General features: G+C 65.2%; 25 protein-coding genes and 1 riboswitch. Of the genes, 21 read left to right on the top strand and 4 right to left on the bottom strand.

Annotated features, from left to right (window positions below):
- The first annotated feature begins 126 nt into the window (after positions 1-126).
- The 9 genes from H290_RS0106850 (at position 127) to H290_RS0106810 (ending at position 10,091) form a co-directional block, all read left to right on the top strand.
- Positions 127-1,413 carry an adenylosuccinate synthase gene (locus H290_RS0106850; protein ID WP_020106039.1) on the top strand — a complete coding sequence of 429 codons (1,287 nt, stop codon included), beginning with the start codon at positions 127-129 and terminating at the stop codon, positions 1,411-1,413.
- 233 nt (positions 1,414-1,646) lie between these two features.
- Complete coding sequence (locus tag H290_RS0106845; protein WP_028462886.1) at positions 1,647-3,062, top strand: SLC13 family permease; 1,416 nt, start codon at positions 1,647-1,649, stop codon at positions 3,060-3,062.
- A 23-nt stretch (positions 3,063-3,085) separates the two neighbouring features.
- The gene (locus H290_RS0106840; protein ID WP_020106037.1) at positions 3,086-4,717 is read left to right on the top strand and encodes a sensor histidine kinase; all 1,632 of its coding nucleotides are present in this window, start codon (positions 3,086-3,088) and stop codon (positions 4,715-4,717) included.
- Positions 4,714-5,403, top strand: a complete 690-nt coding sequence (locus H290_RS0106835; protein ID WP_020106036.1) for a response regulator — start codon at positions 4,714-4,716, stop codon at positions 5,401-5,403. The genes H290_RS0106840 and H290_RS0106835 overlap by 4 nt, the downstream gene beginning before the upstream one ends.
- 69 nt (positions 5,404-5,472) lie before the next feature.
- Positions 5,473-7,077 carry an adenylate/guanylate cyclase domain-containing protein gene (locus H290_RS0106830; RefSeq protein WP_020106035.1) on the top strand — a complete coding sequence of 535 codons (1,605 nt, stop codon included), beginning with the start codon at positions 5,473-5,475 and terminating at the stop codon, positions 7,075-7,077.
- Entirely contained in the window at positions 7,074-7,424 is a 351-nt protein-coding gene (locus H290_RS0106825; protein WP_020106034.1) for a UBP-type zinc finger domain-containing protein, read from the top strand. The genes H290_RS0106830 and H290_RS0106825 overlap by 4 nt, the downstream gene beginning before the upstream one ends.
- Positions 7,425-7,598: 174 nt before the next feature.
- Positions 7,599-9,002: a formate-dependent phosphoribosylglycinamide formyltransferase gene (purT, locus tag H290_RS0106820; RefSeq protein ID WP_155976755.1), complete on the top strand. Its 1,404-nt coding sequence runs from the start codon at positions 7,599-7,601 to the stop codon at positions 9,000-9,002.
- Positions 9,003-9,015: 13 nt separating this feature from the next.
- On the top strand, positions 9,016-9,495 hold the full coding sequence (locus H290_RS0106815) for a DUF456 domain-containing protein (protein ID WP_020106032.1): 480 nt from the start codon (positions 9,016-9,018) through the stop codon (positions 9,493-9,495).
- 140 nt (positions 9,496-9,635) lie between these two features.
- Complete coding sequence (locus H290_RS0106810; RefSeq protein ID WP_051121925.1) at positions 9,636-10,091, top strand: hypothetical protein; 456 nt, start codon at positions 9,636-9,638, stop codon at positions 10,089-10,091.
- A gap of 160 nt (positions 10,092-10,251) precedes the next feature.
- On the opposite strand, the gene H290_RS0106805 is transcribed toward H290_RS0106810, so the two are convergent.
- On the bottom strand, positions 10,252-11,640 hold the full coding sequence (locus H290_RS0106805) for an FAD-dependent oxidoreductase (protein ID WP_020106030.1): 1,389 nt from the start codon (positions 11,638-11,640) through the stop codon (positions 10,252-10,254).
- Positions 11,641-11,854: 214 nt separating this feature from the next.
- Here H290_RS0106805 and H290_RS27990 point away from each other — a divergent pair, with 214 nt between their 5' ends.
- From H290_RS27990 to H290_RS0106775, 6 genes are all read left to right on the top strand, one after another.
- Positions 11,855-12,358, top strand: a complete 504-nt coding sequence (locus H290_RS27990; protein WP_155976725.1) for a DUF4878 domain-containing protein — start codon at positions 11,855-11,857, stop codon at positions 12,356-12,358.
- Positions 12,355-12,768 (top strand): rhodanese-like domain-containing protein, encoded by a 414-nt coding sequence (locus H290_RS0106795; RefSeq protein WP_020106028.1) that lies wholly within the window; start codon positions 12,355-12,357, stop codon positions 12,766-12,768. The genes H290_RS27990 and H290_RS0106795 overlap by 4 nt, the downstream gene beginning before the upstream one ends.
- Positions 12,769-12,805: 37 nt before the next feature.
- Positions 12,806-14,014, top strand: a complete 1,209-nt coding sequence (locus H290_RS0106790; protein ID WP_020106027.1) for an O-succinylhomoserine sulfhydrylase — start codon at positions 12,806-12,808, stop codon at positions 14,012-14,014.
- Between the two features lie 55 nt (positions 14,015-14,069).
- Complete coding sequence (locus H290_RS0106785) at positions 14,070-14,705, top strand: DedA family protein (protein ID WP_020106026.1); 636 nt, start codon at positions 14,070-14,072, stop codon at positions 14,703-14,705.
- 67 nt (positions 14,706-14,772) lie between these two features.
- A riboswitch (SAM riboswitch) is annotated at positions 14,773-14,888 on the top strand.
- A 30-nt stretch (positions 14,889-14,918) separates the two neighbouring features.
- Positions 14,919-15,728 carry an aminotransferase class V-fold PLP-dependent enzyme gene (locus H290_RS0106780; protein ID WP_020106025.1) on the top strand — a complete coding sequence of 270 codons (810 nt, stop codon included), beginning with the start codon at positions 14,919-14,921 and terminating at the stop codon, positions 15,726-15,728.
- On the top strand, positions 15,725-16,219 hold the full coding sequence (locus H290_RS0106775) for a hypothetical protein (protein ID WP_020106024.1): 495 nt from the start codon (positions 15,725-15,727) through the stop codon (positions 16,217-16,219). Before H290_RS0106780 ends, H290_RS0106775 begins: the two co-directional genes overlap by 4 nt.
- A gap of 45 nt (positions 16,220-16,264) precedes the next feature.
- On the opposite strand, the gene alc is transcribed toward H290_RS0106775, so the two are convergent.
- Complete coding sequence (alc, locus tag H290_RS0106770) at positions 16,265-17,290, bottom strand: allantoicase (RefSeq protein WP_028462885.1); 1,026 nt, start codon at positions 17,288-17,290, stop codon at positions 16,265-16,267.
- Between the two features lie 149 nt (positions 17,291-17,439).
- Here alc and H290_RS0106765 point away from each other — a divergent pair, with 149 nt between their 5' ends.
- A complete protein-coding gene (locus tag H290_RS0106765; RefSeq protein WP_020106022.1) occupies positions 17,440-17,919 on the top strand; it encodes a MarR family winged helix-turn-helix transcriptional regulator in 480 nt (159 codons plus the stop codon).
- 99 nt (positions 17,920-18,018) lie between these two features.
- On the opposite strand, the gene H290_RS0106760 is transcribed toward H290_RS0106765, so the two are convergent.
- On the bottom strand, positions 18,019-18,507 hold the full coding sequence (locus tag H290_RS0106760; RefSeq protein ID WP_020106021.1) for an inorganic diphosphatase: 489 nt from the start codon (positions 18,505-18,507) through the stop codon (positions 18,019-18,021).
- A 189-nt stretch (positions 18,508-18,696) separates the two neighbouring features.
- Between H290_RS0106760 and dacB the strand changes: the two genes are divergently transcribed.
- The 3 genes from dacB to tilS are packed head-to-tail and all read left to right on the top strand — an operon-like array spanning position 18,697 to position 21,967.
- Positions 18,697-20,007, top strand: a complete 1,311-nt coding sequence (gene dacB, locus H290_RS0106755; RefSeq protein ID WP_369758779.1) for a D-alanyl-D-alanine carboxypeptidase/D-alanyl-D-alanine-endopeptidase — start codon at positions 18,697-18,699, stop codon at positions 20,005-20,007.
- Positions 19,992-21,020 carry a zinc-dependent metalloprotease gene (locus H290_RS0106750; RefSeq protein WP_020106019.1) on the top strand — a complete coding sequence of 343 codons (1,029 nt, stop codon included), beginning with the start codon at positions 19,992-19,994 and terminating at the stop codon, positions 21,018-21,020. The genes dacB and H290_RS0106750 overlap by 16 nt, the downstream gene beginning before the upstream one ends.
- On the top strand, positions 21,017-21,967 hold the full coding sequence (gene tilS / locus H290_RS0106745; protein ID WP_020106018.1) for a tRNA lysidine(34) synthetase TilS: 951 nt from the start codon (positions 21,017-21,019) through the stop codon (positions 21,965-21,967). Before H290_RS0106750 ends, tilS begins: the two co-directional genes overlap by 4 nt.
- Positions 21,968-21,978: 11 nt before the next feature.
- On the opposite strand, the gene H290_RS27985 is transcribed toward tilS, so the two are convergent.
- A complete protein-coding gene (locus tag H290_RS27985) occupies positions 21,979-22,590 on the bottom strand; it encodes a hypothetical protein (RefSeq protein ID WP_231373520.1) in 612 nt (203 codons plus the stop codon).
- Positions 22,591-22,882: 292 nt separating this feature from the next.
- On the opposite strand from H290_RS27985, the gene hpt reads away from it, so the two are divergent.
- Both hpt and H290_RS0106730 read left to right on the top strand, forming a co-directional pair.
- Positions 22,883-23,458, top strand: a complete 576-nt coding sequence (gene hpt, locus H290_RS0106735) for a hypoxanthine phosphoribosyltransferase (RefSeq protein ID WP_110259489.1) — start codon at positions 22,883-22,885, stop codon at positions 23,456-23,458.
- A gap of 11 nt (positions 23,459-23,469) precedes the next feature.
- A complete protein-coding gene (locus tag H290_RS0106730) occupies positions 23,470-24,831 on the top strand; it encodes an amidase (RefSeq protein ID WP_020106015.1) in 1,362 nt (453 codons plus the stop codon).
- Positions 24,832-25,138: the final 307 nt, after the last annotated feature.

The following is a 25,138-nucleotide window of genomic DNA, read 5'->3' as shown; positions in this document are numbered from 1 at the left end:
GCGGTGAATTTCGTGAGCCATCGACGTGCCGGGAGTACCGGTCCCAGATATCCGGCAACGACCAAGTAGGGTTGACCCACGGTTCGGTGTCACATCTGACGTGCGCCGGCCGGAAGGAGCGCGTAAATGCCTGCGATCGTGCTGATCGGCGCCCAGTGGGGCGATGAAGGTAAAGGCAAGGCCACCGACCTCTTGGGTGGTCGTCTGCAGTGGGTGGTGCGGTACCAGGGCGGTAACAACGCCGGACACACCGTCGTCCTACCCAACGGTGAAACCTTCGCCCTGCACCTGATCCCGTCCGGGATCCTGACTCCCGGCGTCAAAAACGTCATCGGCAACGGTGTCGTCGTCGACCCCGGTGTGCTGCTGTCGGAACTCAGTGGACTCGAAGACCGGGACGTCGACACCAGCGGTCTGCTGATCTCGGCCGACGCTCACCTGCTGATGCCGTATCACGTGGCCATCGACAAGGTGACCGAACGGTTCCTGGGCAACAAGAAGATCGGTACCACCGGGCGTGGCATCGGGCCCTGCTACCAGGACAAGATCGCCCGGGTCGGTGTGCGTGTCGCCGACGTGCTCGACGAGAGCATCCTGACCCAGAAGGTCGAGGCCGCACTCGAGATCAAGAACCAGATCCTCACCAAGATCTACAACCGTCGTGCGCTCGATCCGGCGAAGGTGGTCGAAGAGGTGCTGGGCCAGGCCGAAGGCTTCAAGCACCGCATCTCCGACACCCGGCTGCTGCTGAACCAGGCGCTCGAGTCCGGCGAGACCGTGCTGTTGGAAGGCTCGCAGGGCACCCTGCTCGACGTCGACCACGGCACGTACCCGTACGTGACGTCGTCGAACCCGACATCTGGTGGCGCATCGGTCGGTTCGGGTATCGGCCCCACCCGCATCACCACGGTGCTCGGAATCCTCAAGGCGTACACCACCCGCGTGGGATCGGGACCGTTCCCCACCGAACTGTTCGACGAGTCGGGCGCATACCTGGCCAAGACCGGCGGCGAGGTCGGTGTGACCACCGGACGCGCACGTCGTTGTGGCTGGTTCGACGCGGTGATCGCGCGGTACGCCACCCGTGTCAACGGCATCACCGACTTCTTCCTGACCAAACTCGACGTCCTTTCCAGCCTCGACACCATTCCGATCTGTGTCGCCTATGAGGTCGACGGACAGCGGGTCGACGAGATGCCGATGAGCCAGACCGGTTTTCACCACGCCAAGCCGATCTACGAGGAGATGCCCGGCTGGTGGGAAGACATCTCGAACTGCAAGAAGTTCGAGGAGCTGCCGAAGACCGCCCAGGATTACGTCCTGCGTCTCGAGGAACTCTCCGGTGCCCACATCTCGTGCATCGGTGTCGGTCCCGGCCGCGAACAGACCATCGTTCGTCGCGAGATTCTCTGATATCAGGCCCGGATATCGGGCCCCGATCTTCCAGACCGCCGGTCAGCAACCGCTGCTGACCGGCGGTTTTGTGCCTCATGACCTTCCATGAACGCGGTAGTCGTCCGACTTACAAAAATGCGCAAAACGCGTCTTACGCACTCAAGCGTGACTGTGATGCCGAACCGGCCAAGACTCTCGATGTAACGGAGATCACTCCGGGTTCACCGTCCGCAACCGAGAGCAGTGTCGTCATGTTAGTAATCTTGGGCCTCCTGATGGTGGCCACGTTCATGGTCCTGATCATCACCAAACGGGCAACCCCGGTGGTGGCGTTGATCCTGGTGCCAGTGGCATTCGGGTTGTTCGCCGGTGCCGGCCTCGGGATCAGCGACATGATCACCGACGGTATCGAGGACCTCGCGCCGACCGCCGCGATGCTGTTCTTCGCGATCATCTACTTCGGGATCATGATCGACGTCGGATTGTTCGATCCCGTGGTGCGCGCCGTGGTGCGCGCGGTGCGCGGCGATCCGGCCCGGCTTGTTGTCGGCACCGCACTGCTAGCGATGGTGGTCTCGCTGGATGGCGATGGGTCGACGACCTTCATCATCGTGACGTCTGCGCTGCTGCCCCTCTACCTCAAACTCGGTGTGAGTCCGGTGGTCCTGACGGTGACAGCGGGCCTGGCCAACGGCACCCTCAACATCCTGCCCTGGGGTGGCCCGACCGCTCGCGCTGCTGCGGCCCTGGGGATTTCGCCGTCAGAGGTGTTCGTCCCGATGATCCCGTCGCTCGTGGCGGGCCTGGTGATCGTGCTCTTGTTCTCCTACCACCTCGGAGTTCTGGAGCGGCGCCGGATCGGGACCATCACCATTCGCGAATCGGTCCTCGTCGGCAGTGGTGGCCCGGGGTCGGTCCGCGTCGGTGGCGGTGCCGGCAACGGTGGCAGTGGAGGCACCGGTGGTACCGGCGGCGGCGATGGTTTCGACGCCGACAAGTCAAGTGATGGAACAGGATTCGGGGGTGCACTCGATCCGAACCGGACGACCTTGCGGCCACGACTCTTCTGGGTCAATGCCGCGCTGACGGTGGGCTTGCTCGCGGTGCTGGGCATGGACGTCATCGCGATCCCGGTGCTGTTCATGGTGGCCGCCGCGATCGCGCTGGTCATCAACTTCCCCCACGTCAAGGCGCAGCAGGAGGCCATCACACGACATTCCTCCAGCATTGTCTCGGTGGTCGCGATGGTTCTCGCCGCGGCCGTACTGACCGGGGTGTTCGCCGGCACCGGAATGGTCGAGGCGATCGCGCAGTGGCTCACCTCGGCACTCCCGGATTCGATGGGGCCTCATCTCGCGGTGATCGCCGGACTGTTGTCGATGCCGTTGACCTTCCTGATGAGCAACGACGCGTTCTACTTCGGTGTCCTGCCGGTTCTCTCGGAGACCGCTTCGGCCTACGGCATCGATTCGGCGGAGATGGCGCGGGCCTCGATCACCGGGCAGACGGTGCACATGCAGAGTCCGCTGGTGCCGGCAATCCTGCTGCTCGTGTCCCTGGCCGGGGTGTCGCTGGCAGACCACCACAAAAAGGTGCTCTGGCGCGCAGTGGCGGTGTCGGTGGCGATGTTGGTGGTCGGTGTCGCCGTGGGATCGATTCCATTCTGACGCCGCGACACTAGGCTGGCGGGATGCGGCTACGCAGCCAGGTACTCCTCCTGCAGATGGTGGTCCTCGCCGTCAGCCTGGGCCTGGGATTCGGATTGGTGATCTCCGGCAGCACCAGCCGGCTTCGGGACGAATACGCCCAACGCGCCCTCGCGATCGCCCGATCGGTCGCCACCGACGATCAGGTACAGGCCGAGGTCGAAAGCCAGGGAGGCGCGCTGGTCCCGTCCGAGCTGGAATCCGGAGCCCTGCAACAACAGGCAGCCGAGGTCGCCGAACGCACCGGTGCACTGTTTGTTGTCATAGCCAACGACAAGGGCCTGCGTTTGGCCCATCCCGATCCGGCTGAACTGGCCAAACCGCTCAGCACCGACCCCTCGTCGGCGCTGAGCGGTGACGAGGACCTCGCCACCGACCGTGGCACCCTGGGCGAGTCGGTCCGCGCGAAGGTGCCGGTGTATTCGCTCGACGGTGATCGGGTGGTCGGCCTCGTCAGCGTCGGGATCTCGACCGAGCAGGTTCGCAAGGACGTCAGACGCGATCTGCTGGCGCTGGCGGGTATTGCCACCGGCGCCCTGTTCGTCGGCGCGATCGGTTCGATGTTGCTGGCCCGGCGCTGGCGTCGCCTGACGTTGGGTCTGGAACCCGATCAGCTGGCCGAACTGGTTCGGGAGCAGGGCGCGGTGCTGCATTCGATCTCCGAAGGTGTGGTTGCGATCGACGGCGACGGGGTGGTCCGGGTGATCAATGACAGGGCCCGTGAACTGCTCGCCATCACCGCTGACGTAGGCAGTCGGGTAGATGAAATCGGCTTGACCGCAAGGGTTTTGGAAGTCGCTCGAACACCGGTCGCCGACCCGCGGTCGGCCACCGTCGGCGACCGCATCGTGTTGGTGAGCTCGCATCCGGTCCGCCGGGAGAACCGGGACCTCGGAATGGTGCTGTCGGTGGTCGACCGCACCGACGTCGAATCGCTGACCCGCCAGGTCGACTCGATCAAGGCGATGAGCGATGCACTCCGGGCTTCGCGGCACGAGTCGGCCAATCAGATGCATCTGATCGCGGGACTGCTGCGCCAAGGCGACAGCGCGAACGCACTCGACTACCTCGACGAGGTGATGGGCACCGGGCCGTACGGCACCGAGGTCCCCGGAATCGAGAACATCGACGAACCCCACCTACGTGCTTTCGTCGATGCCAAAGCCGCCGTCGCGCGCGAACGTGGAGTGCTGCTGACATTGAGCGAGCAGACCTACCTCGACGGCATCCTGGCCGAACCGGTGGTGGTCACGACCATCGTCGGCAATCTCATCGACAACGCGATCGAAGCGGTTGCCGGGACCCCGGACGCGGAGGTGTGCGTGGAGTTGATCAGCGAGGACGAGACGCTCCTGGTGACCGTCGCCGATTCCGGCGGTGGGATTGCGTTCGACGATCCGGAGCAGGTGTTCATCGAAGGGGTGACCACCCACGTCGACAGCACAGTTCCCGGTGGCCGGGGTATGGGCCTGGCGTTGTCCCGGCTGCTCGCCTGGCAGTCAGGTGGAGATCTCGCGCTGGTCGACCGGGGCGGCGGTGTCTCCACCGACAACCGTCTCGGCGGTGCCGTCTTCCTCGCCCGGCTCCCGCACATGCTCGAAGGACGGACGCCGTGAGCTCCTCGCCGCTCGAGGTGCTGATCGTCGACGACGACTTCCGGGTCGCGGCCCTGCACGCCGGTGTTGTCGATGCGGTCGGTGGATTCGTCGTGGTGGCGCAGGTCGGGGGTATCGCGCAGGCTCTGACCGCGATCTCGGACCATCCGAACATCTCCCTGGCCCTGATCGATGTTCATCTCCCGGACGGATCAGGCCTCGATCTGCTGGCCCGGATCGGTTGCGATGCCTTTGTTCTCAGCGCGGAAACCGACGGCGGCGCGGTTCGCCGGGCGCTGCGGTCGGGTGCGCTCACCTATCTGATCAAGCCCTTCGAGAACACCGAACTGGCGCGCCGGCTGTCCGCGTATCTCCAGTACCGCCGGATTCTCGCCGAGCCGACCCTCGAGCAACAGGCCGTCGACGCTGCGCTGGGAGCGCTTCGGTTCGGTCGGGCGTCCCGGGAGATCATCGAAACCGGCTCTCGGACAGAGGAACTGATCCTGCGCACCTTCGCAGACCGGGACACGTCGATGTTCGCCGACGAGGTGTCGGCCGCGGTGGGCATCTCACCACCCACTGCCCGACGACACCTCGCCAACCTCGTCGCTTCCGGGAAACTGGCGATGCGCCTGCGATATGGGGCCACCGGGCGGCCGAAGCAGGAGTACCGCCGGTCCCCCGGACCAGGAGCGGGCCGGAGTTGATGGTGGGGGAGTCGCGCGCCGCTCGCGCAGGTAGATTGCGGGTGTCGACGAATCGGTAGGGGGTGGCGGGTGAAATTTCCCGGGCAGGAGTCGGATTTCGGTTCGGCGTTGCTGGGCTCGGCTACCGACACCCCCCGACGTCGACGCATCCGGATCCAATTGCTGATCACCGTGTCGGTTCTGACCGCCAACGCGATCGGTGCCGGCATCGCGATCCTGCTGGTCGTGGTCGGGATACCCGAACCCAGTGTGCTCGGGCCAGAGCTGTGGTGGGTCAACTACATAGCCGTCCCGGTCTATGTGGCCGCCGCGTTCGGTTTCGGCTGGGCATTCGGTACGTCTCGGGTACTCGGGCATCTGCAGTGGGCGCTTCGTGATGAGCAGCCCACTCCGGAGCAGGCGCGGTGGGCCCTGCGGGCGCCGTGGGTGCTGACCCGGATGCAGATGCTGCTGTGGTTCATCGCCGGAGTGTTCTTCACGCTCTGCTACGGCATCCTGGACCCCGGACTCATCCCGAAAATCGCCCTTGTGGTCGGACTTTCCGGAGCGGTGGTCTGCGCCATCTCGTACCTGCTGGTCGAGTTCGCACTACGTCCGGTCGCCGCGCAGGCCTTGGAAGCGGGCTATCCGGGCACCAAGCGGCGCAGCCGATTACGGACCCGGGCAACGCTGAGTTGGGTTCTCGGGTCGGGTATCCCGATTGTCGGGACGATGCTCGTCGCCTTCTTCTCGGTGCTGCGCGATACCACCACCAAAACCGATGTGTTCGTGGCCGTTATGGTGCTCGGCGTCATCGGCCTGTTCACCGGACTCTTGCTCAACTACCTCAGCATCAGTGCGATCAAGGCGCCCGTCGGATCGGTCCGTCGGGCGATGACCAAGGTCAGCGGCGGCGACAACGACGTCCGGGTGGTGGTCTACGACGGAACCGAATTGGGCGACCTGCAACGGGGTTTCAACCTCATGGTCACCGGACTCGGGGAACGCGAACGGATGCGAGACCTGTTCGGCAGGCATGTCGGTCGGGACGTGGCCGAAGCCGCGTTGGCCCAGAATCCCGAACTCGGTGGCACCGAGCGGTTTGTGGCCATCGTGTTCATCGACGTCATCGGATCTACCGCGATCGCGGCATCGCGACCACCGAATGAGGTTGTGACGTTGCTGAACAAGTTCTTTGCGGTGGTCGTCTCGGCGGTCGAATCGCATTCCGGTCTGGTCAACAAGTTTCAGGGTGATGCGGTGCTCGCCGCCTTCGGTGCCCCACTCGAATTGGACGACCCGGCGACCGCGGCCCTGTCCACGGCCCGGGAGATCTCGGTACGCCTGGCCGGCGAAATCCCCGAACTAGCAGCCGGGATCGGCGTGGCGTACGGATCGGTGGTCGCCGGAAATGTCGGCGCCATACAACGATTCGAGTACACGGTGATCGGCGACGCGGTCAACGAGGCGGCTCGCCTCAGCGAGTACGCCAAGCAGGATCCGAGCCGGCCGGTGGCCTCCGGGCGGGCGATCGCTTCGGCCACCGACGACGAGGCCGCGCAATGGGTTCGTTTCGAATCGGCTCTGCTGCGCGGTCGTTCGGAAGAAACCGAAATCTATGCAGCGGTGGCCGACACCGATCACCTCACCTCCCGGGAGACCGGCGACGAGGTGAACCAGGGGAGCGCGCGATGAAACCCATCCGCAGGTCGGTGATGCACCGGCTCATCAAACCTGCGGACGTGATGGAACCGGATCTGTGCCCGGAACTGACCCAGGCACCCACCGATCCGGCGCAGGATCCGGTGTCCGAGGCCGCACGTGACGAAGGTGTCGCCGGCTGCGAGGACTGCGCCGACGAGGGGGTGCACCACCCGGCGGCGCTGCGTAGGTGCCTGACCTGCGGGCACGTCGCCTGCTGTGACTCGAGCCCACGCCGCCACGCGACCAGGCATTTCGAGGCGTCAGGGCATCCTGTGATGCGTTCGGCGGAGCCCGGTGAGAGCTGGCGCTGGTGTTATCTACATGCGCGAATGGGATGAATCCACCCTGGGCAACGATCCAGATAGGTCCGGACCAGGGTTTCGTGTGCGATCGGCGCACTTGCAGGGGTTAGCCTTGAACGCGTGACTAGCAGCAATCCGGAATCCGGCGTCGTGATCAATTCCGTGCCGCAGCGCATCGGCACGCCGCTGACGCCCGGCGCCACCAAGGTGATGCTCCTGGGCGCAGGCGAGTTGGGCAAGGAAGTTGTCATCGCGTTCCAGCGCCTCGGTGTCGAAGTGATTGCGGTCGATCGTTACCCCGATGCGCCCGGTCACCAGGTCGCGCATCGCTCCCATGTCATCGACATGACCGACCCGGTCGCCCTGCGTGCGGTGATCGAGGCAGAGCGCCCCGACTTCGTCGTCCCCGAGATCGAGGCGATCGCGACGGAGGTCCTCGTCGAGATCCACGAAGAGGGTTTCACCGAGGTCATCCCGACAGCGCGGGCGACCGCACTGACGATGAACCGGGAAGGCATTCGCCGACTCGCCGACGAACGACTGGGCCTGCCCACCTCGCCATATGTGTTCGCCGACTCTGCCGACGAGATCCGGGCCGCCACCGCCCGCGTCGGATTCCCGTGTGTGGTGAAGCCGGTGATGTCGTCGTCGGGCAAGGGCCAGAGCGTGGTTCGTGGCCCCGACGAGATCGATCGGGCCTGGGACCACGCCGTCGCCGGCGGCCGGGTGAAGGGCGGCCGGGTCATCGTCGAGGGTTTTGTCGACTTCGACTACGAGATCACCCTGCTCACCGTCCGTTCCGTCGATCCGGCCACGGGCAAGTTGGGCACCTACTTCTGCGCCCCGATCGGGCACCGGCAGCTTCAGGGCGATTACGTCGAATCGTGGCAGCCGCATCCGATGAGCGAGGCCGCGCTCGGCGGCGCCACGTCCGTCGCCGCCCGGATCGCGGCGGCACTGGGCGACGGCCACCTCGGTGGCCGCGGCATCTTCGGTGTCGAGATGTTCGTCAAGGACGACGACGTCTACTTCTCCGAGGTCAGCCCGCGTCCGCACGACACCGGCCTGGTAACCATTGGTACACAGCGGCTTTCGGAGTTCGAGATGCATGCCCGGGCCATCCTGGGACTGCCGGTCGATGTCACGCTGGCCTCGCCCGGAGCGTCCGCGGTGATCTACGGCGGTCTCGACGAACCTGCCATCGCCTTCGAGAATGTTGCTGCCGCACTTGCCGTTCCCGAAACCGATATCCGATTGTTCGGCAAGCCCGAGAGTTTCGCGCGGCGCCGGATGGGCGTGGTGATCGCCACCGCCGACGATGTCGCGACCGCCCGGCAGCGGGCCACGGCGGCTGCGCGCATGGTGCGCACGGTCAGTACCGCGCCCGCGGTTCCGGCACCGAAACCTCCGGTGCAGCTGCCGCCGGCGTCCGAGGCCTCGGCCCCGAATGATCCGGCCGAGACGCGTGTGACCCCGCGTCCATCGGCTGCGGCCCGGCCGCAGTCACCGCCGCCCCAGGCGCAGCCGGCTCCGCCCCAAGCGCCCGCGGCTCCACCACAGCGTGCGCAGGTCGGCCTGAGCAAGCCGTCATCCGCGTCCGACAACAACCGGTAGCGGGTAATCACAGGTGCCGTTTGCTGGTGAGCTCGTCGTTGCCGCGATCATCTTCATCGGGCTCTGCGGTGTGGTGCTGCCGGTACTCCCCGGACTGATCCTGATCCTCGGTGCCATCGCGGTGTGGGCGTTTGTGGTCGGTGGCTGGGCCTGGCTGGTGTTCGCGATCGCCGCGGGCTTCCTCGGTACGGCCGCGATCGTCAAGTACCTGGTCGCCAACAAGTCGATGAAGGATTCCGGTGTGCCCGGCGCAGCGGTGATCGCTGGTGGTCTCCTCGGCATCGTCGGCTTCTTTGTCATCCCGGTTGTCGGACTCATCATCGGGTTCGTCCTGGGCGCATTCCTGGCCGAATGGTGGCGACTCAAGGATGTCCGCGGCGGCTGGAACGGCGCGGTCGCGGCCACCAAAGCGGCCGGATTGGCGATGATCATCGAACTCGCCGGCGCTCTGCTCGCAGCGTCGCTGTGGCTCGGTGCCGCGTTCGTGTTCTAGCATCTTCAGGTGGCCCGATAACGAAACGATAACGAGAGTCGTATAACGTTGTTCTCAGAAAGTTCTTGGCTAACGCTCAGGCGGTTGCCAACGATGAACATCGAAAGCCACCTGTACGTGGTCTACCCAAAGGAGTGAAGATGAAGCAGAAGTTGATCCGCGCTGCCGTCGCCGCAGCAGCGGCAGTTGGTATTGCCGCCGGCAGTGCCGTCGCCGTCGCACCGGTGCAGGCTGCCCCCGCGGGACCGGTCGATCTCGAACTGACCGGCGGCGTGTACTGCTCGTTCGGCAAGCCGGGCGACCCGTGGGTCAACTCCTGGTACATGGTCCGCTGGATGGAGGTCAGGGCTCATGGTGCTGACTTCCCCAACGTGACCCTGCACGAGTTCAACGGAGCTCCTGAGCAGTTCGCTCCCGTTCTCAAGAAGGATAAGACCCTTCGCATCGAGTCCAAGTGGTTCGGTTGCTTCCCGAGCTCGATCTCGGGCTACGCCATCTCCAGCAACATCGATCCGCTGCAGAACAACATCGGCTTCTGGGCCAACGTGGAGCGTCGCGACAACCCGCTGACCGTTCCGTCCGCACCAGCTGAATAGTCCGTCAGCACAAAGATCCGCTCCACCTGCACAGGTGGAGCGGATTTTTTGGTTCTATCGCCAAACCCTAAAACGAAATCCGCTCCACGTACTCGCATGTGCTCCTGTTGCGCCAGGAGCGTTCGCGAGTACGTGGAGCGGATTTTGGTTGGTGGGGGCCTCAGCCCTTTTCTACCTTGTGGGGTTCGGAGGCGGCGAGCATCTCGTCGCGTTCGACGACCTTGACGCGCTCGCGGCCTTCGGCGGCACCGAGTGCGCGTTCGTGCTCGTCGAGGCGGTACCAGCCGTCCCAGGTGGTGTAGGCGATGTTCTTGGCGTCGAGGTACTTGATGATGGCGTCCTCGCCCGCCTGGGCGGGTTCGAGGAGTTTGCCGGCGTGCATGTCATCGAGCAGGCAGTCGACGGTTTCGTTGGCATCGCCCTTGGTGTGACCGATGAGCCCGACGGGGCCGCGCTTGATCCAGCCGGTGGTGTACATACCGGTCATGTGTGAGCCCTGGTCGAAGATGCGACCGGACTCGTTGGGGATGACACCGGCCTGATCGTCGAACGGGACCTGCGGCACGTTGTCGGACAGGTAACCCACGGCCCGGTAGACCGCGCCCAGGTCCCAGTCGGTGAAGTTGCCGGTGCCCCTGACGTTGCCGGTGCCGTCGAGTTCGGTCCGCTCGGTCCGCAGACCGACGACCTTGCCGTCTTCGCCGAGGATTTCGGTGGGGGATTCGAAGAAGTGCAGGTACAGCTTGTGCGGGCGGCCCTTGGGGTCGCGGATCGCGTACTGCTCGATGATCGTGGCGACCTGGTCGGTGATCTTCGAGGACCGGCGCGCGACGGTGGAGCCCTCGTCGTAGTCGATGTCTTCGGGGTTGACGATCACGTCGATCGTCGGGGAGTGATCGAGTTCCTTGAGTTCGAGCGGGGTGAACTTGGCCTGGGCAGGTCCGCGGCGTCCGAAGACGTGGACTTCGACGGCCTTGTTGGCTTTGAGGCCGTCGTAGACGTTGGCGGGGATCTCGGTGGGCAGCAGTTCGTCGCCGGTCTTGGCGAGTACGCGTGCGACGTCGAGGGCGACGTTGCCGACGCCGATGACGGCGACCTTCTCCGCTTCCAGCGGCCAGGTGCGCGGGAAGTCGGGATGTCCGTCGTACCAGGCGACGAACTGTGCGGCACCGTAGGAGCCGTCGAGTTCGATGCCGGGCAGGTTCATCGCCCGGTCGTCGGTGGCGCCGGTGGAGAAGATCACGGCGTCGTACATCGACTGCAGATCCTCGAGAGCGATGTCGCTGCCGTAGTTGACGTTGCCGATCAACCGGATCTGGGGCTTGTCGAGGACCTTGTGCAGAGCGGTGATGATGCCCTTGATCCGCGGATGATCGGGGGCCACGCCGTACCGGATCAGGCCGAATGGGGCAGGCATCCGCTCGAACAGGTCGATCGAGACACCACGGTCTTTGGCTTTGTCCGACTTCATCAAGGCGTCGGCGGCATAGATGCCGGCGGGGCCGGCACCGATGATGGCCACGCGAAGCGGGCGGTTCTGATCGCTCATGAGTCGCAGTTGCTTTCTCGTGCGGATAGTTCAGGCGGGCGTCACTGACGCGACCTGGTGTGGCTACTTTCACCCCACGGTAGGCGCTGGACCTGGCCGGAACCAAAAATGGCTGTTTGGTGGGCGGTCAAGTAAGGATTGCCTGCCCAAATATCGAGTCCACCGTCTCACGCTGGTGGCAGGTCGGGCAAATACGGGCGATAAGCTCGCGGCCATGGTAGGTAGTGACTCCGGAGCCGGGCGCGAGCGGTCGGCTGGGGGCAAGAAGGCAGAAGCAGAAGTTTTCGACGATGAGCGACGCACCCTCTGGCCGTTTCTCGTGGCGGTCGCGATCATGGTCCTTGTCCTGGTCGCGATCGTTCTCATGCAGGTATTGCGGCCGGCGGAGGACCGTCTGACGGACCAGGCGCGGGTGACCCACGCCGTCAACGACTATTACACGGCGCAGAACGCGATCAACTACGCGAGCTACCGCGCCGTTTTCTGTTCCGCCGAACTCGATTCCGCCGACTTCCCGACCCAGGAGGAGTTCACCTCCGAGAACCGCGACGCGCGTGATGCCGACGGCAAGATCGAGGTGAGCAACATCTCGGAGACCGTCGTCAACGGCGATCGGGCCACTGCCAACGTTCACTGGTACCGGGAACACAAGAGCGAAACCAAGATCACCCCTATCGTTCTGGTCAACGAGAACGGCAATTGGAAGGTGTGCGCATGAGCTACGCAGGCGACCTGACCCCGCAAGAGGCCTGGAAGATCCTGACCGAGGATCCGACGTCGGTGCTGGTGGACTGTCGAACCCAGGCCGAGTGGAGCTACGTGGGCGTGCCGGACCTGTCCGGAGTCTCCAAGAAGACGGTCTTCATCGAGTGGGTCAGCTTCCCTGACGGTGCCCGCAATACTGACTTCGTCGGGCAGCTGCGCGAAGCGGGGGTCTCCGACGATCAGCAGGTGGTTTTTCTGTGTCGCTCGGGCCAGCGCTCGATCGGTGCCGCCGAGGCCGCGACCGCAGACGGGGTCGCCAAGGCATACAACGTTCTCGACGGATTCGAGGGTGCCATCGACCCCGCCGGACATCGCGGTGCGGTCGGATGGAAGGCAACCGGCCTGCCATGGCGCCAATCGTGACCACAATCACATTCACAATCAGGATCAACACCGCGCTATGGAGGATCAGTTGAACGCCAACCTGCCCGAGGGGCTTTCGCCCGACACCCTCGCCGTGCGTGGGGGACTCATGCGGTCCGGCTTCGAGGAGACCTCGGAAGCCATGTACCTGACCTCGGGGTACGTGTACTCGTCCGCGGCCGCCGCGGAGCGCGCGTTCACCGGCGAAGATGAACGATTCGTCTACTCCCGGTACGGCAACCCGACCGTCGCCATGTTCCAGGAGCGACTCCGTCAGCTCGAGGGCGCGGAGGCATGCTTTGCCACGGCCAGCGGTATGGCAGCGGTATTCGTGGCACTCGGGGCCCTGCTCAAGGCCGGTGACCGGCTCGTCGCCGCACGCAGCCTGTTCGGTTCGTGCTTTGTGGTGTGCAACGAGATCCTTCCGCGCTGGGGCGTCGAGACCGTCTTCGTCGACGGCGAAGACCTCGAGCAGTGGGAACAGGCACTGTCGAAGCCGACCGACGCGGTGTTCTTCGAGACCCCGTCCAACCCGATGCAGACCCTGGTCGACGTGGAGCGCGTCTGCGAACTCGCACACGCGGCCGGTGCGAAAGTGGTGCTGGACAACGTCTTTGCCACCCCGCTGCTCCAGAGTGGACTCGAACTCGGTGCCGATGTGATCGTGTACTCGGGCACCAAGCACATCGATGGACAGGGCCGTGTGATGGGCGGAGCGGTACTCGGTACCAAGGAGTACATCGACGGACCGGTGCAGACGCTGATGCGGCACACCGGGCCGGCGTTGAGTCCGTTCAACGCCTGGACGCTGCTCAAGGGCCTCGAGACGATGCGGCTGCGGGTGGACCATTCGACCGCCTCGGCTCTGCGCATCGCCGAGTTCCTGGAAGCCGATTCTCGGGTTGCCTCGGTGAGGTATTCGTTCCTGGAATCACATCCACAGCACGAACTTGCAAAGAAGCAGATGTCGGGCGCCGGCACCGTGGTGACGTTCGAACTCGCCGACAACGGTCCGGTATCCGGCAAGGCCCGCGCATTCGAATTGCTCGACGGACTGAAGATCGTCGACATCTCGAACAATCTCGGGGACTCGAAGTCGTTGATCACCCACCCGGCCACGACGACCCATCGCGCGATGGGGCCCGAAGGCCGGGCGGCGATCGGTTTGTCCGATTCGCTGGTGCGTCTGTCGGTGGGACTAGAAGGTGTCGACGATCTGTTGAAGGATTTGGATCAGGCCCTCTAACCGGGCATAGAAATGCCCGCCGAACGCTGGCCGGGCAGGAGAGATTGGAGCGCACATGCTTCACTCTCTCGCTGATTGGGTCATCTCGATCGTGCAGTCGACACCGCCCTGGGCGGTGTATCTCGTCGTGTTCGGGGTGGTCTACGGGGAGGCCGCGCTGCTCCTCGGGCTGGTGTTGCCCGGTGAGACCGTCATGCTGGCCGGTTCGGTGGCAGCGGCCATCGGCGACACCAACATCGGCTGGCTGATCGTCGGTGCCTGCGTTGCGGCGGTCATGGGGGACTCGACGGGCTACTGGTTCGGGCGCCGATCCGGTAGCCGCATCACCGGGTCCCGATTCGGTGGCTGGGTCGGGGAGGAACGCTGGGCACGCGCCGAGGCACTCATCCGCGACGGTGGGGTCGCCACGGTCGTCGGAGCGCGCTGGATCGGATACGTCCGCACGGTCACCCCGTTCGTGGCCGGGATGAGCCAGATGCCCACCCGCCAATATCTCTTCGCAAACGTCGTCGGCGGCGTTTTCTGGGTGATCGTCGTGTGTGTGACCGGTTATGCACTCGGTGAGACGGTCGGTGCGAATCTGCTGTTCTATCTGGCGCTCGCCGCCGGTGTCTCGCTGGCCGGCTACTTCGGCTTTCGGTGGTGGAGGAACCGGAACAGATCACAAAACACCGCTGCCAGCACGGATTAACATTCATGCCGCGTTTAAAAGGCTTGATAGTTGACATGGAAATCAGCGGCCCGGCAATGTGGTTGTAGGTGATGAGTGTCAGCGACAAGCCCCGGCTTGCTGACCGGCAACCCTCCTTTCGCGGCGGGGTGCTCCGGGTGACAACCTGGCCGCGGTCTGTTCGGACGGCGGCAAGCGCGGACTCCCCAGAGTCCTGTTCCGAAGGGATGGCGGGTGACAAGCACCTCCACCAGTGATTTCAGGGAAGAAATCGCGCGATTTGTGAAGGCCCGCCCGACCGACCGGGTTCTTTTCGCGGCCGATTACCCCGAGGCCGTCGCACTGGTCGCCGCCGCGGCGCCCGGCGAAATCCTGACCCTCGATCTGACTGCCGACCTCGCCACCACTGCAGCCCCTTCTCGCCGCGTGGTGCCCGCGCAGATCGATCTGACGACCACCCTGGCCGCCGTGGACAGCGAACTCGCACGCCGGCCGGCGGCCCTCGTGATCGTGCCTGCGGTGGCACCGGCCACCGGTGAGGTATTGCCGCTGCCTGCGTTGGCCGCGATCGCTCATCGTCGCGGTGCGCGCCTCCTGGTCGACGGCAGTGACATCGTCTCCCGGCGCGCAGTCAATCTCACCAGCCACGGCATCGACTACCTGGTGTTGTCCGGACCGTCCGCGGCCGGACCGGCCGTTGTCGTCGGTCGTTCCGACTGGCTCGCGGAAAGTGACGACGCCGCGCCCGAGATCAACATCGTCCTTCCACCCCGGCAGCTGGTCTCCGACCTCGGCTACGAATGGGTCGGGCTCCATGAGCAGGCCTGCTCCGACTGGCTCGATGCCGAGATCGATCGGCTTCCCGGAATCCGCCGGTTGCACCTGTGGACAGATGCCCGCGACCGAGTGGGCATCGCCTCGCTGGCCGTGTCGGGCCATCGCCGGCCCGTCGTCCTCCGCTGGGATGCCGGAACCGGCATCGACGAGCTCGCCAGGCAACTGAACTCACTCGCAGAGAACGTTTTTGAGCAGGAGAAGTCATGACCGAAAACCGACGCGCCCAAGCTCCCCGAACGCGTCCGGAGCTGCTGGTTGCCATTGACGGCGACGACCATCCGCTCGCCTGGAGTGGGCCCCGTCCGACCGAGGCACCGAGTTCGGTGGTCCGCCGGATCCGCCAGCCGGAACTGAGGGGTGGCATCAAGGAACGCGCTGCGCTGCGTGCCGGCTGGCAGGAACTGGGCGACGATCCCGCCGACCTGGTGGTGGCGTTGGAGATCGACGTGGTGATCGCCGACGATGCGGCCACCGCTCGCGCCGAGCTCCTGCGTCTGGGGGAGTCGCGGTTCGGTGACACCGTTCGCTATGTGGGCACTGCCAATGGCCTGCTCACGCTGATCCTCGACATCTACGCCGCAGAGGTCGCAGACGCGGTCATCCTGCGTCCCCTGGATCAGGGACAGGGCGCAGGCTCGGCCCAGCTCATCGCCGAGAAGGTGCTGCCCGGACTGCTCGAACGGGCCGCCGCAGCCTGATTCCCCCCGCCACGCCGCATCCGGGGCGTGGCAGGGGTGGGCGCATCAGCTCTCGCCGTTCTCCCAGCGATCGATGATCTCGGCCCGGGCGCTCTCGGTCAATGAACCGTAGAGCCGTAGCCGGGCCATGCCTCCGTCCGGGAAGATGTCGAGGCGCGCCTCGGTCATCGGCCGATCGGTCTCGACCAGGAACCGGTGGCGGGTGTCGGGCTGCAGTGGCGAGCGCCCCAAGACCTCGAACCATTCACCGTCGTCGCCGTCGCGGCCACGAATCATCGCTGACCCCGGCGCATTGCCGAGGAAGTAGCTGGTGTCGAGTTCGGCCAGGCCGATCGTCGACTCGCCGGCCAATTTCACCTGGACCCAGTCATTTCCGTCATCGCGGCGGCGGGAGGTCTCCCAGCCTTCGCCCATCGTGCGGGCCCGACCGGGCATCAGCAGATTGTTCGGCGAGCCGTAGAACATGTTGGAGCAAGCGGTGATCATGCCGCCGTTCTCGAGCGCGGCGAGGTCGAAGTGGCCGTACGACAAGAACTTCGGATCGGGGACGCCACGACCGTGCACCCGGAACCGGGCCACGCCACCATCGGGATGGATCGACAGCCGTACGTGGGTGAAACGTTCCTTGGAATCCACCCGGAACGGGTTGCGGGTATCACCGTTCACCGCGACGCGGTCGACGATCGTCTGCCACTTGGTGTCCTCGAGAAGCTCGTCCGTGGTCGGAATGCCTTCGACTGCAGCGGCTTCCACCGAGATGTACGGCGGATAGTTACCGACGAACCAGGAGGTGTCGACCACCACGCCGTAGATGACGCCGGGAACCCCGAGGCGGATGATCGCCTGGTCGACACCGGCTTCCCGTCGACGCCGGGTTTCCCAACCGTCGTAGATCTGGCCCTTGTGTCCGAACGTCGCCGGTTGATACTCGGCGTCGGGCGTCTTGATGAGGTTCTGGGACTCTGCGAAGAGGTCGTCGTTGGTCCAGAGGACCGCTCCGCCGAGAGCGCGTAGAGCAAGGTCGGGCATCGAAGTGAAATGGGGGCGCGAGTTCGGCGGCGATGGAGTCACGACTTCCTAGGCTAGTGGTCCGGCAGGCTGGGTGCGACTCGGCTGAACCGATCTTCCCGGCACCGATGTTGCATAAGCACTGTGGCGCGGGCCATACTTTCACGTGACAACTAGTTGCACACAGAAACTCGTTGAATTTGAGAAGGATTATGTCGCGAGACGATCAGATTGTGGACTTCATGGAGGTCCTTGCGAGGCAGTTGCGGATCCGTGAGCGGTTGGCGACCACCCGGTGGCGTACCGCCGACAAAGTCGTCGAAACGGCAGCGTATCACTGCTTGTTCCGCCTGAATGAGGCTCCGGCGCGCTCCGGCGAGCTCGCCGAGGCATTGTTCAGCGACCCTTCGACGATCAGCCGGCATGTCGCGCAACTGGTCAAGCTCGGATATGTCCGGCGCGAAGCCGACCCGAATGACGGCCGGGCGACGATCCTCGTGGTGACCGAATCCGGTGCGAAGCGGGTCGCCGAACTCAAGATCCGCCGCTCGGAGGAGTTGCAGAAGATGCTGTCGGACTGGGACGACGGCGACTTGGACACGTTGACCAGGCTGCTCGGGCGATACGTCGATGCCGCGGAGCGCAGCCTGATCGAGTACAACGCCATGCCCGCCGGCAGCGGCAAGGGCTGAGCTCTCCGAACGGCTGAGTCCCTGGAACGAAAAGGCCCGGCCTCGCAGATGCGGGCCGGGCCTTTCTCGCGAGGCTGATCAGCCCCGATTCCGTCCGCGTCAGTGCGGCTGTGCAGCGAGGCGGTCGATGGCCTCCTGTGCGACCTTCTCGGCGTCGGCCTTGCCGGTCCAGCCGCCGGCCTGGACCTCTTTGCCGGGCTCGAGGTCCTTGTAATGCTCGAAGAAGTGAGCAATCGCACCGAGTTCGAAGTCGGAGACGTCGCCGATGTCCTGGATGTGATCCCAGCGGACGTCGCCGGCGGGCACCGCGAGCAGCTTGTCGTCGCCACCGGCCTCATCGGTCATGCGGAACATGCCGATGATGCGGGCCCGGACGATCACGCCGGGGTACACCGACTCGGGGAGCAGGACCATGGCGTCCAAGGGGTCGCCGTCCTCGCCGAGGGTGTTGTCGATGTAGCCGTAGTCGGCGGGGTAACCCATCGATGTGTACAGGTACCGGTCGAGATAGATCTTGCCCGTCTCGTGGTCCACTTCGTACTTGTTGCGTTGTCCCTTGGGGATCTCAATCGTGACGTCGAAGTCCACGTTGTACTCCTCGTATGTTCTTGCCCACTGAATGTGTGCTGGCTAGCCGGTCAGCAAATCGACTCAACGATACTGTGGAGACCTGGGCCCGCCGCGAGCGGCAAGAACTTCGACCGGAGGTATTTGGTGCCAGGCAGTTCGCGAAGACGTAAAGGGCTTTTGTGGACGCTACTTCCCGTTGTTGTGCTGATCATCGTGGCAGCGATCGTGCTGGTCATCGCATTTCGTGTCGACGAGCGGGCCGACAGTGTCCCCGCGGGTGCCTCGGCGCAGCCGTCTCCGGTCTCGCTGGTCCCGCGGGTCAACCCGGTGGCCGCCGATGCGCCGATGCCGACGACGGCCGGGATCAGCGTGGGTCTGGCCGAGGCGCTGGCGAACCCGGGGCTGGGAGACCTGTCGGGCGAGGTCTCCGATGCGATCACCGGGCAGACGCTGTGGTCGCAGACCCCGAACCAGCAGATGGTGCCGGCGTCGACGATCAAGATCCTCACCGCTTCGGCCGCATTGCTTGCGCTGCCGCATGATCAGCGAATCACCACCACCGTGGTCGCCGGTAGCGGCGGGCAGGTGATCCTGGTGGGCGCCGGCGACCCGACGCTGTCCGTGCAGCCGGAAGGCGAGGAGACGTTCTTCACCGACGCTCCGCGGATCGCCGCGCTGGCCGATCAGATCAAGAAAGCGGGAATCGATGTCACCTCGGTGGCAGTCGACACCAGCGCCTTCACCGGCCCGACGATGGCGGCGAGCTGGGACCCGGTCGACATCGCCGGAGGCAACATCACGCCGATCGAAGCACTCATCGCCGATTCCGGGCGCGTGGAGCCATTGGAGATCGATTCGCCACGGACCGCGACACCGGCGTTGGCTGCCGGATCGGCCCTGGCCGCTGCACTCGGCGTCGACAACCCGGTGAGCTCGGGAACCGCACCGGCCGGCGCCCCGGTGATCGCCTCCGTGACATCGACGCCGCTGCTGACCAGACTCGGAGACATGATGCGCGCCAGCGACAACGTGCTCGCCGAGACCGTGTCCATCGAGATCGCCAAGGCCATCGGCGGCCGGCCCTCACTGGCCGGAGGCATCGATGCGGTCCGAAAGACCCTGAGCGACAACGGGTTCAACCTGAATGGCGCGGTGTTCGAGGATGTCAGCGGTCTGTCCGAGGGCAATCGGGTCTCGGCCGGATTGCTCGACAAGGTGCTCGTGGCAGGAGCCGGGACGGCGCAGCCGAAACTGCGGCCACTCCTGGACATGCTGCCCGTGGCGGGTGCCACCGGAACCCTCTCGGAGCGTTTTGTTCTCGAGAACTCCAGCGGCGCCGGATGGATTCGTGCCAAGACCGGAACACTGACGGTCGCCAGCGCGTTGGCCGGTGTTGTGCAGACGAGAGAAGGTCGCGTGCTGAGTTTTGCCTTGATGTCCAACGGAACAGGTCCGACGGAGGCCAGGCCCGCGCTTGACGCCGTTGCTGTGGCCCTGCGGGAATGCGGTTGTCGATGAGCATCGACTGGAGCCTGGCCGCGACGGTGGGTAAGAAGATCGCCCGGCCGGGTCCGTTGACCACCGCGTACACCGCAGAGGCCGCCCGCAATGAGCTCGCGGCGTCGGCGATGGCCTCGGAGGCGCCGGTACGGGAGATCACCGGTCTGGCCGATGGACTTCCGGTGCCCGCGGCCCGGGTCCTCGACCGCGGTGAATGGATCGAAGCCGCGGCGCTGTCGTTGTCGGCGATGCTCGATTCCGACGAACCCGACGAAGACCACGGGCTGATGGGCCGGATCGCGGGTGTGCAGGCCGGTGGACTGCTGGCACTGTTGTCAGGCGCGATCCTGGGTCAGTACGACCCGTTCACACCGGACCCGATCAGTGGCAATGACGGAGTGCTCATGCTCGTCACCCCCAACATCATCGCGGTCGAGCGTGGGTTGCGGGTGGTTCCGGCGGACTTCCGGCTCTGGGTCTGCCTGCACGAGGTGACCCACCGGGTGCAGTTCTCGGCGAACCCGTGGCTACGTGACTACATGCAGTCGAATGTCGAGGAGCTCACGTCTGAGGACGCCGAGTCCACAGGTGAGATGGTCGGTCGGATCACCGCCGCGCTGCGCAGCGACCTGCCGCGGGAGAAGGGCATCGTGGGCGCGATGCAGCTCCTTCAGTCCCCTGAGCAATACGAGGCATTCACCCGGATGATGATGCTCGGCACGCTGCTCGAAGGGCACGCCGACCATGTGATGGATGCGGTGGGACCGGCGAAAGTGCCGACCGTCGACCGTATTCGCGCGGCATTCGACAAGCGGCGGGCCAAGCCCACCAACCCCGTTCAGCGACTGCTGCGCACGCTGATGGGCATGGACGCGAAGATCGCCCAGTACACCCGGGGCAAGGCGTTTGTCGACGAGGTGGTCGGGACGGTTGGCATGACGCGCTTCAACGCGATCTGGACCGGGCCGGAGACGATGCCGCTGCCCGCCGAGATCGAGACCCCGCGGGCGTGGATCGACCGCGTGTTGTGACCTCGAGCGCCATCTCCGAGATCACCAGGGCCGTAAAGGCTTTCGCCGGAGAGCATCTGGATGATCCGCAGGTGTGCGTGGGGCTGTCCGGCGGTCCTGATTCGACGGCGCTGACCGCGGCCGCGGTGCGGGCGGGGCTCGACGTGCGGGCACTGATCGTCGACCACCGATTGCAACCAGGTTCGGCCGAGGTCGCCGGCAAGGCTGCGGCGGTGGCCGAAGGACTCGGTGCGCGGCCGGTGGTTGTCGGGGTCGACGTGACCGGTGGCGGTGGTCCCGAAGCAGCGGCCCGGCGAGCCCGCTATGCCGCGTTCGACAGCCACCGCGCTGATCGGCCCGTCCTCCTCGGGCACACACTCGACGACCAGGCCGAAACCGTCCTTCTGGGGTTCGCGCGCGGCTCGGGCGCGAGGTCGGTGGCCGGGATGAGGCCGTGGGCGCCGCCATTCGGGCGACCCCTTCTGGACGTGCGACGTTCCACGACGGTTTCGGCATGCGCCGAACTGGACGTGACCCCGTACGAGGACCCGCACAACCGGGATCCGCGGTTCACCCGCGTCCGCTTGCGACGTGAGGTGATGCCGCTGCTCGACGAGGTGCTCTCCGGGGGCGTCGCCGAGGCATTGGCACGGACCGCGCGGCACCTGCAACTCGACTTGGACGTGGTGGAACGGATGGTCGACGACCATGCCGCGCTGGTCGATACCGATCAGGTGGATTGTGACGACCTCGCGGTGCTGCCCGGTGCCATCCGGCTCCGGCTGCTGCGTCGCTGGCTACTCGCCAAGGGCGCCACAGAACCGACCGAACCCGTTGTTCAGGCGGTGGATGCGCTGGTCATGCGGTGGCGGGGCCAGGGGGCCGTGGCCATTGGCGGCAGGCCGCAGTTCCGGACCCAGGTGACGCGACGCGGCGCCCGACTTGTGGTCGAGCGCCGCAACCGTTGAGCTACGTCAGATCACGGGAACGGTGAATTGATCGTGTTGAAGTACTCGACCGCAGCGCCGATCAGGGTGGGTCCGCCTACTGCGATGGTGCCGAGGACACCGCCGATCCCGGCGCCGGTGACCGCGCCCGGGAGACAACCGACTCCGGCGGCTGGCAGCCCGATCACACATCCCAGGACGGCACCGATGATGGTGCCGACCAGACCACCGATCGCCACGGACACCGACACATAAGTACCGAGCTTCTCCAAAGCCTTGAGGTCACGGTCTTCCCTGGTGGTCGCTGCGGCGACCGGCGTCGCGGCCGGCGCGACGGCCGGCGTGAGTGTGGCCGTGCGTCCGTTCGCGTTCGCCGCGATCGGGTATTGCCGGCCTTCGAGGTTGAAGAAGAGGGGAACGGTGGCGGCCACGTGGCCGGCAGCGTCGACGATCTCGAGCTGATCGTTGTTGGTTCGCAATGAACCGATGTCGGTGGTCACTACGACCTGGTTACCGCCCACGATTTCGGCGTGGTAATTGATATCGGTGGGCGCAGGCGCGGCATTTGCCGGAATTGCCGTGATAAATCCAGCGGTGGTCACGGCGGCTGCGAATAGTGCGATGATTCCATTTCTGCGTTTCATGAGGTACGTCCCCGGTTGGGTGGGTGGCCAGAAGTCACCCTGAAAGGTGAATGATTCGTCCACGTGCCCAATTTCGATTCAATCGAAAGGTGTACGACTCTCGCCGATCGCTCCCGTTACAGTGATTTCGAATCCGCCCGTGGATCTGATGTGCTTCGGTGTCGCGCCCAATCAGTAAATCAAATTGTGATCCCGAAAAACTTGTGATCCTGAAGTTCATTCGTTTGATGGACATGGACTGAATTGGCGATTTGTCGCCCCGTGCAGTGGCTGCCGCGGCGATTGAGGCATGATGTTCTGTGTGACGACGCAGCGCGATCCATACGGCAATGACATCGAAGCGGTAGTGGTCACGGAGGAGCAGATCCAGAAGCGGATCATCGAACTGGCCGAGAGTGTGGCCTCGCGATACCGCGACGCTCCCGACGACCTCGTTCTCATCGGGGTTCTCAAAGGTGCGGTCATGTTCATGACCGACTTCGCCCGGGCGCTCCCGATCCCTTCGCAGCTCGAGTTCATGGCGGTGAGTTCGTACGGTTCGTCGACGTCGTCGTCGGGTGTGGTGCGCATCCTCAAAGACCTGGACCGCGACATCAACGATCGCGACGTGGTGATCGTCGAGGACATCATCGATTCGGGTCTGACCCTGTCCTGGCTGATCAAGAATCTCCGGACCCGTCATCCGCGGTCGTTGGAGGTCTGCACATTGCTGCGCAAACCCGACGCCGTCCGGGTTGATGTGCCGGTGGCCGATGTCGGTTTCGACATCCCCAACGAGTTCGTGGTCGGCTACGGACTCGACTACGCCGAGCGGTACCGCGACCTGCCTTACGTCGGCCGACTGCATCCGTCCGTCTACACAGACTAAAAGGTTGATCGATGACTGCAGTCCAGACCGCCGCCGGAGTACGCGCGGGACGGCTCGACCCGGTCGAGGTCACCCGGGCGGCGCTGGCCCGGATCTCACAGCGGGACCAAGATCTGGGTGCATTTGTTGCGGTCCGCGCTGATCGCGCGATTGCCGAAGCCGAGGTTTTGACCGCGCACCCCCGACTCGGGGAATTGGCGCTGGCCGGTGTTCCGGTGGCGATCAAGGACAATATTCCGATCGCCGGCGAAATCATGACGATCGGATCGCAGGCCACCAGTCGTGCGCCGCAATTGGGTAATCACACCGTCGTTCGGCGTTTGCGGGCGGCCGGGGCAATTATTGTCGGGACCACAGCAGTTCCGGAATTGGGTATGTGGGCAACCACCGACAATCAAAAAACCGTCACGCGTAATCCGTGGAATACCAAGCGGACCCCGGGCGGTTCGTCGGGCGGAGCGGCGGCTGCGGTCGCGAGCGGACAGATCGATGTCGCCCACGGCAACGACGGGCTGGGTTCGATCCGGATCCCGGCGGCCGACTGCGGACTGTTCGGTTTCAAACCGGGCCGCGGCGTGGTGCCCTCGGAGATGGGTGGCAACGGCTGGTTCGGTATGAGCGAGAACGGTCCACTCGCCACCACGGTCGCAGACGCGGCGCTGTTGCTGTCGGTCATGGCCGACGCGCCTGATCTGGCGCTAGCGGGTCTCTCGTCAGATCCGGGACCGCTGGGAATTGTTGTGGCAGAGAACTTTCCGCTGGCCGTCGGCAAGACCGACAAGCATTGGGCGCAGGCGCAGGGGAGTTGCAGTTCGCTGCTGGCGGGGCTCGGGCACCGCGTGCCCCACGCGAACCTGCCGTACCCCGCCAATCCCGCACCGCTGCTGACGCGATGGATGGCCGGCGCGGCCGCCGATGCCGATGACCTCGCAGCGGCCGGTGGAGATCTCGACAAGCTACAGCGCCGCAGCAAGGTTCATACCTCACTCGGCCGGACCGTCACCAGGTTCGATCTGGTCGACGACAAGCAGGTCGAGAAGATCGAGCGCAAGGTGCTCGCGTACCTCGACCGCAACAAAGCCGATCTGATCCTGACCCCCGCACTCGCGGCGTCGCCCCCGTCGGCGAAACGGTGGAGTGCGCGGGGCTGGGCCGCGAACATGTGGGTCAACGTCAACTACGCACCGTTCTGTGGCCTGTTCAACGTGCTCGGCTGGCCGGCGATGTCGGTCCCGTTCGGTGTTCACCCGGTGAGCCGGACCCCGTTGGCGGTGCAGATCGCCGGTCGTCCCGGATCCGAGGCAGTCCTGCTGCCCTTGGCCGCACAGATCGAGGCAGCCCGCCCCTGGCAGCGAGTCGCACCCGGCTACTGATCCTTCCCGCTCACTGAACTCACACTCGCTCAGCCTGCAGACCGGGCGAGCGTGAGAAATGGAAGCGAGCAGCTCGTGGAACCGGCTGCGGACCCGCCGCGTCCAATCTTTCGGGACACTGGGGATCGGGGATCGATGGGGGAGAACGTCGCGTTGGGGCGCGGATTGCGGCGGGACGTGCAGCATGTGGAGAGCACCTGCTACGGACGTTGGCGATTGCGTTGTTGGCGACGTCTGCTGTCGCCTGGGCGGTCGGCGTGGGCTTGTATGTTCGCGTCGAAGCCGGGATCTGGGGCGTCGCAATCGG

The organism is Nocardia sp. 348MFTsu5.1, from assembly GCF_000383535.1.
Lineage (GTDB): Bacteria > Actinomycetota > Actinomycetes > Mycobacteriales > Mycobacteriaceae > Williamsia > Williamsia faeni.
The sequence above is the reverse complement of the archived record's forward strand: the minus strand, read 5'-3'. Positions and strand labels throughout refer to the sequence as shown.

Excerpts from the sequence above, each read along its gene's own strand:
- H290_RS0106810 (WP_051121925.1), top strand. The coding sequence starts at position 9,636 with ATGAAGCAGAAGTTGATCCGCGCTGCCGTCGCCGCAGCAGCGGCAGTT.
- H290_RS27990 (WP_155976725.1), top strand. The coding sequence starts at position 11,855 with ATGGTAGGTAGTGACTCCGGAGCCGGGCGCGAGCGGTCGGCTGGGGGC.
- H290_RS0106785 (WP_020106026.1), top strand. The coding sequence starts at position 14,070 with ATGCTTCACTCTCTCGCTGATTGGGTCATCTCGATCGTGCAGTCGACA.
- purT (WP_155976755.1), top strand. The coding sequence starts at position 7,599 with ATGCTCCTGGGCGCAGGCGAGTTGGGCAAGGAAGTTGTCATCGCGTTC.
- H290_RS0106765 (WP_020106022.1), top strand. The coding sequence starts at position 17,440 with ATGTCGCGAGACGATCAGATTGTGGACTTCATGGAGGTCCTTGCGAGG.
- H290_RS0106790 (WP_020106027.1), top strand. The coding sequence starts at position 12,806 with ATGGAGGATCAGTTGAACGCCAACCTGCCCGAGGGGCTTTCGCCCGAC.
- hpt (WP_110259489.1), top strand. The coding sequence starts at position 22,883 with ATGTTCTGTGTGACGACGCAGCGCGATCCATACGGCAATGACATCGAA.
- H290_RS0106750 (WP_020106019.1), top strand. The coding sequence starts at position 19,992 with ATGCGGTTGTCGATGAGCATCGACTGGAGCCTGGCCGCGACGGTGGGT.
- H290_RS0106850 (WP_020106039.1), top strand. The coding sequence starts at position 127 with ATGCCTGCGATCGTGCTGATCGGCGCCCAGTGGGGCGATGAAGGTAAA.
- H290_RS0106795 (WP_020106028.1), top strand. The coding sequence starts at position 12,355 with ATGAGCTACGCAGGCGACCTGACCCCGCAAGAGGCCTGGAAGATCCTG.
- H290_RS0106775 (WP_020106024.1), top strand. The coding sequence starts at position 15,725 with ATGACCGAAAACCGACGCGCCCAAGCTCCCCGAACGCGTCCGGAGCTG.
- H290_RS27985 (WP_231373520.1), bottom strand. The coding sequence starts at position 22,590 with ATGAAACGCAGAAATGGAATCATCGCACTATTCGCAGCCGCCGTGACC.
- H290_RS0106840 (WP_020106037.1), top strand. The coding sequence starts at position 3,086 with ATGCGGCTACGCAGCCAGGTACTCCTCCTGCAGATGGTGGTCCTCGCC.
- H290_RS0106825 (WP_020106034.1), top strand. The coding sequence starts at position 7,074 with ATGAAACCCATCCGCAGGTCGGTGATGCACCGGCTCATCAAACCTGCG.
- H290_RS0106730 (WP_020106015.1), top strand. The coding sequence starts at position 23,470 with ATGACTGCAGTCCAGACCGCCGCCGGAGTACGCGCGGGACGGCTCGAC.
- H290_RS0106845 (WP_028462886.1), top strand. The coding sequence starts at position 1,647 with ATGTTAGTAATCTTGGGCCTCCTGATGGTGGCCACGTTCATGGTCCTG.
- H290_RS0106805 (WP_020106030.1), bottom strand. The coding sequence starts at position 11,640 with ATGAGCGATCAGAACCGCCCGCTTCGCGTGGCCATCATCGGTGCCGGC.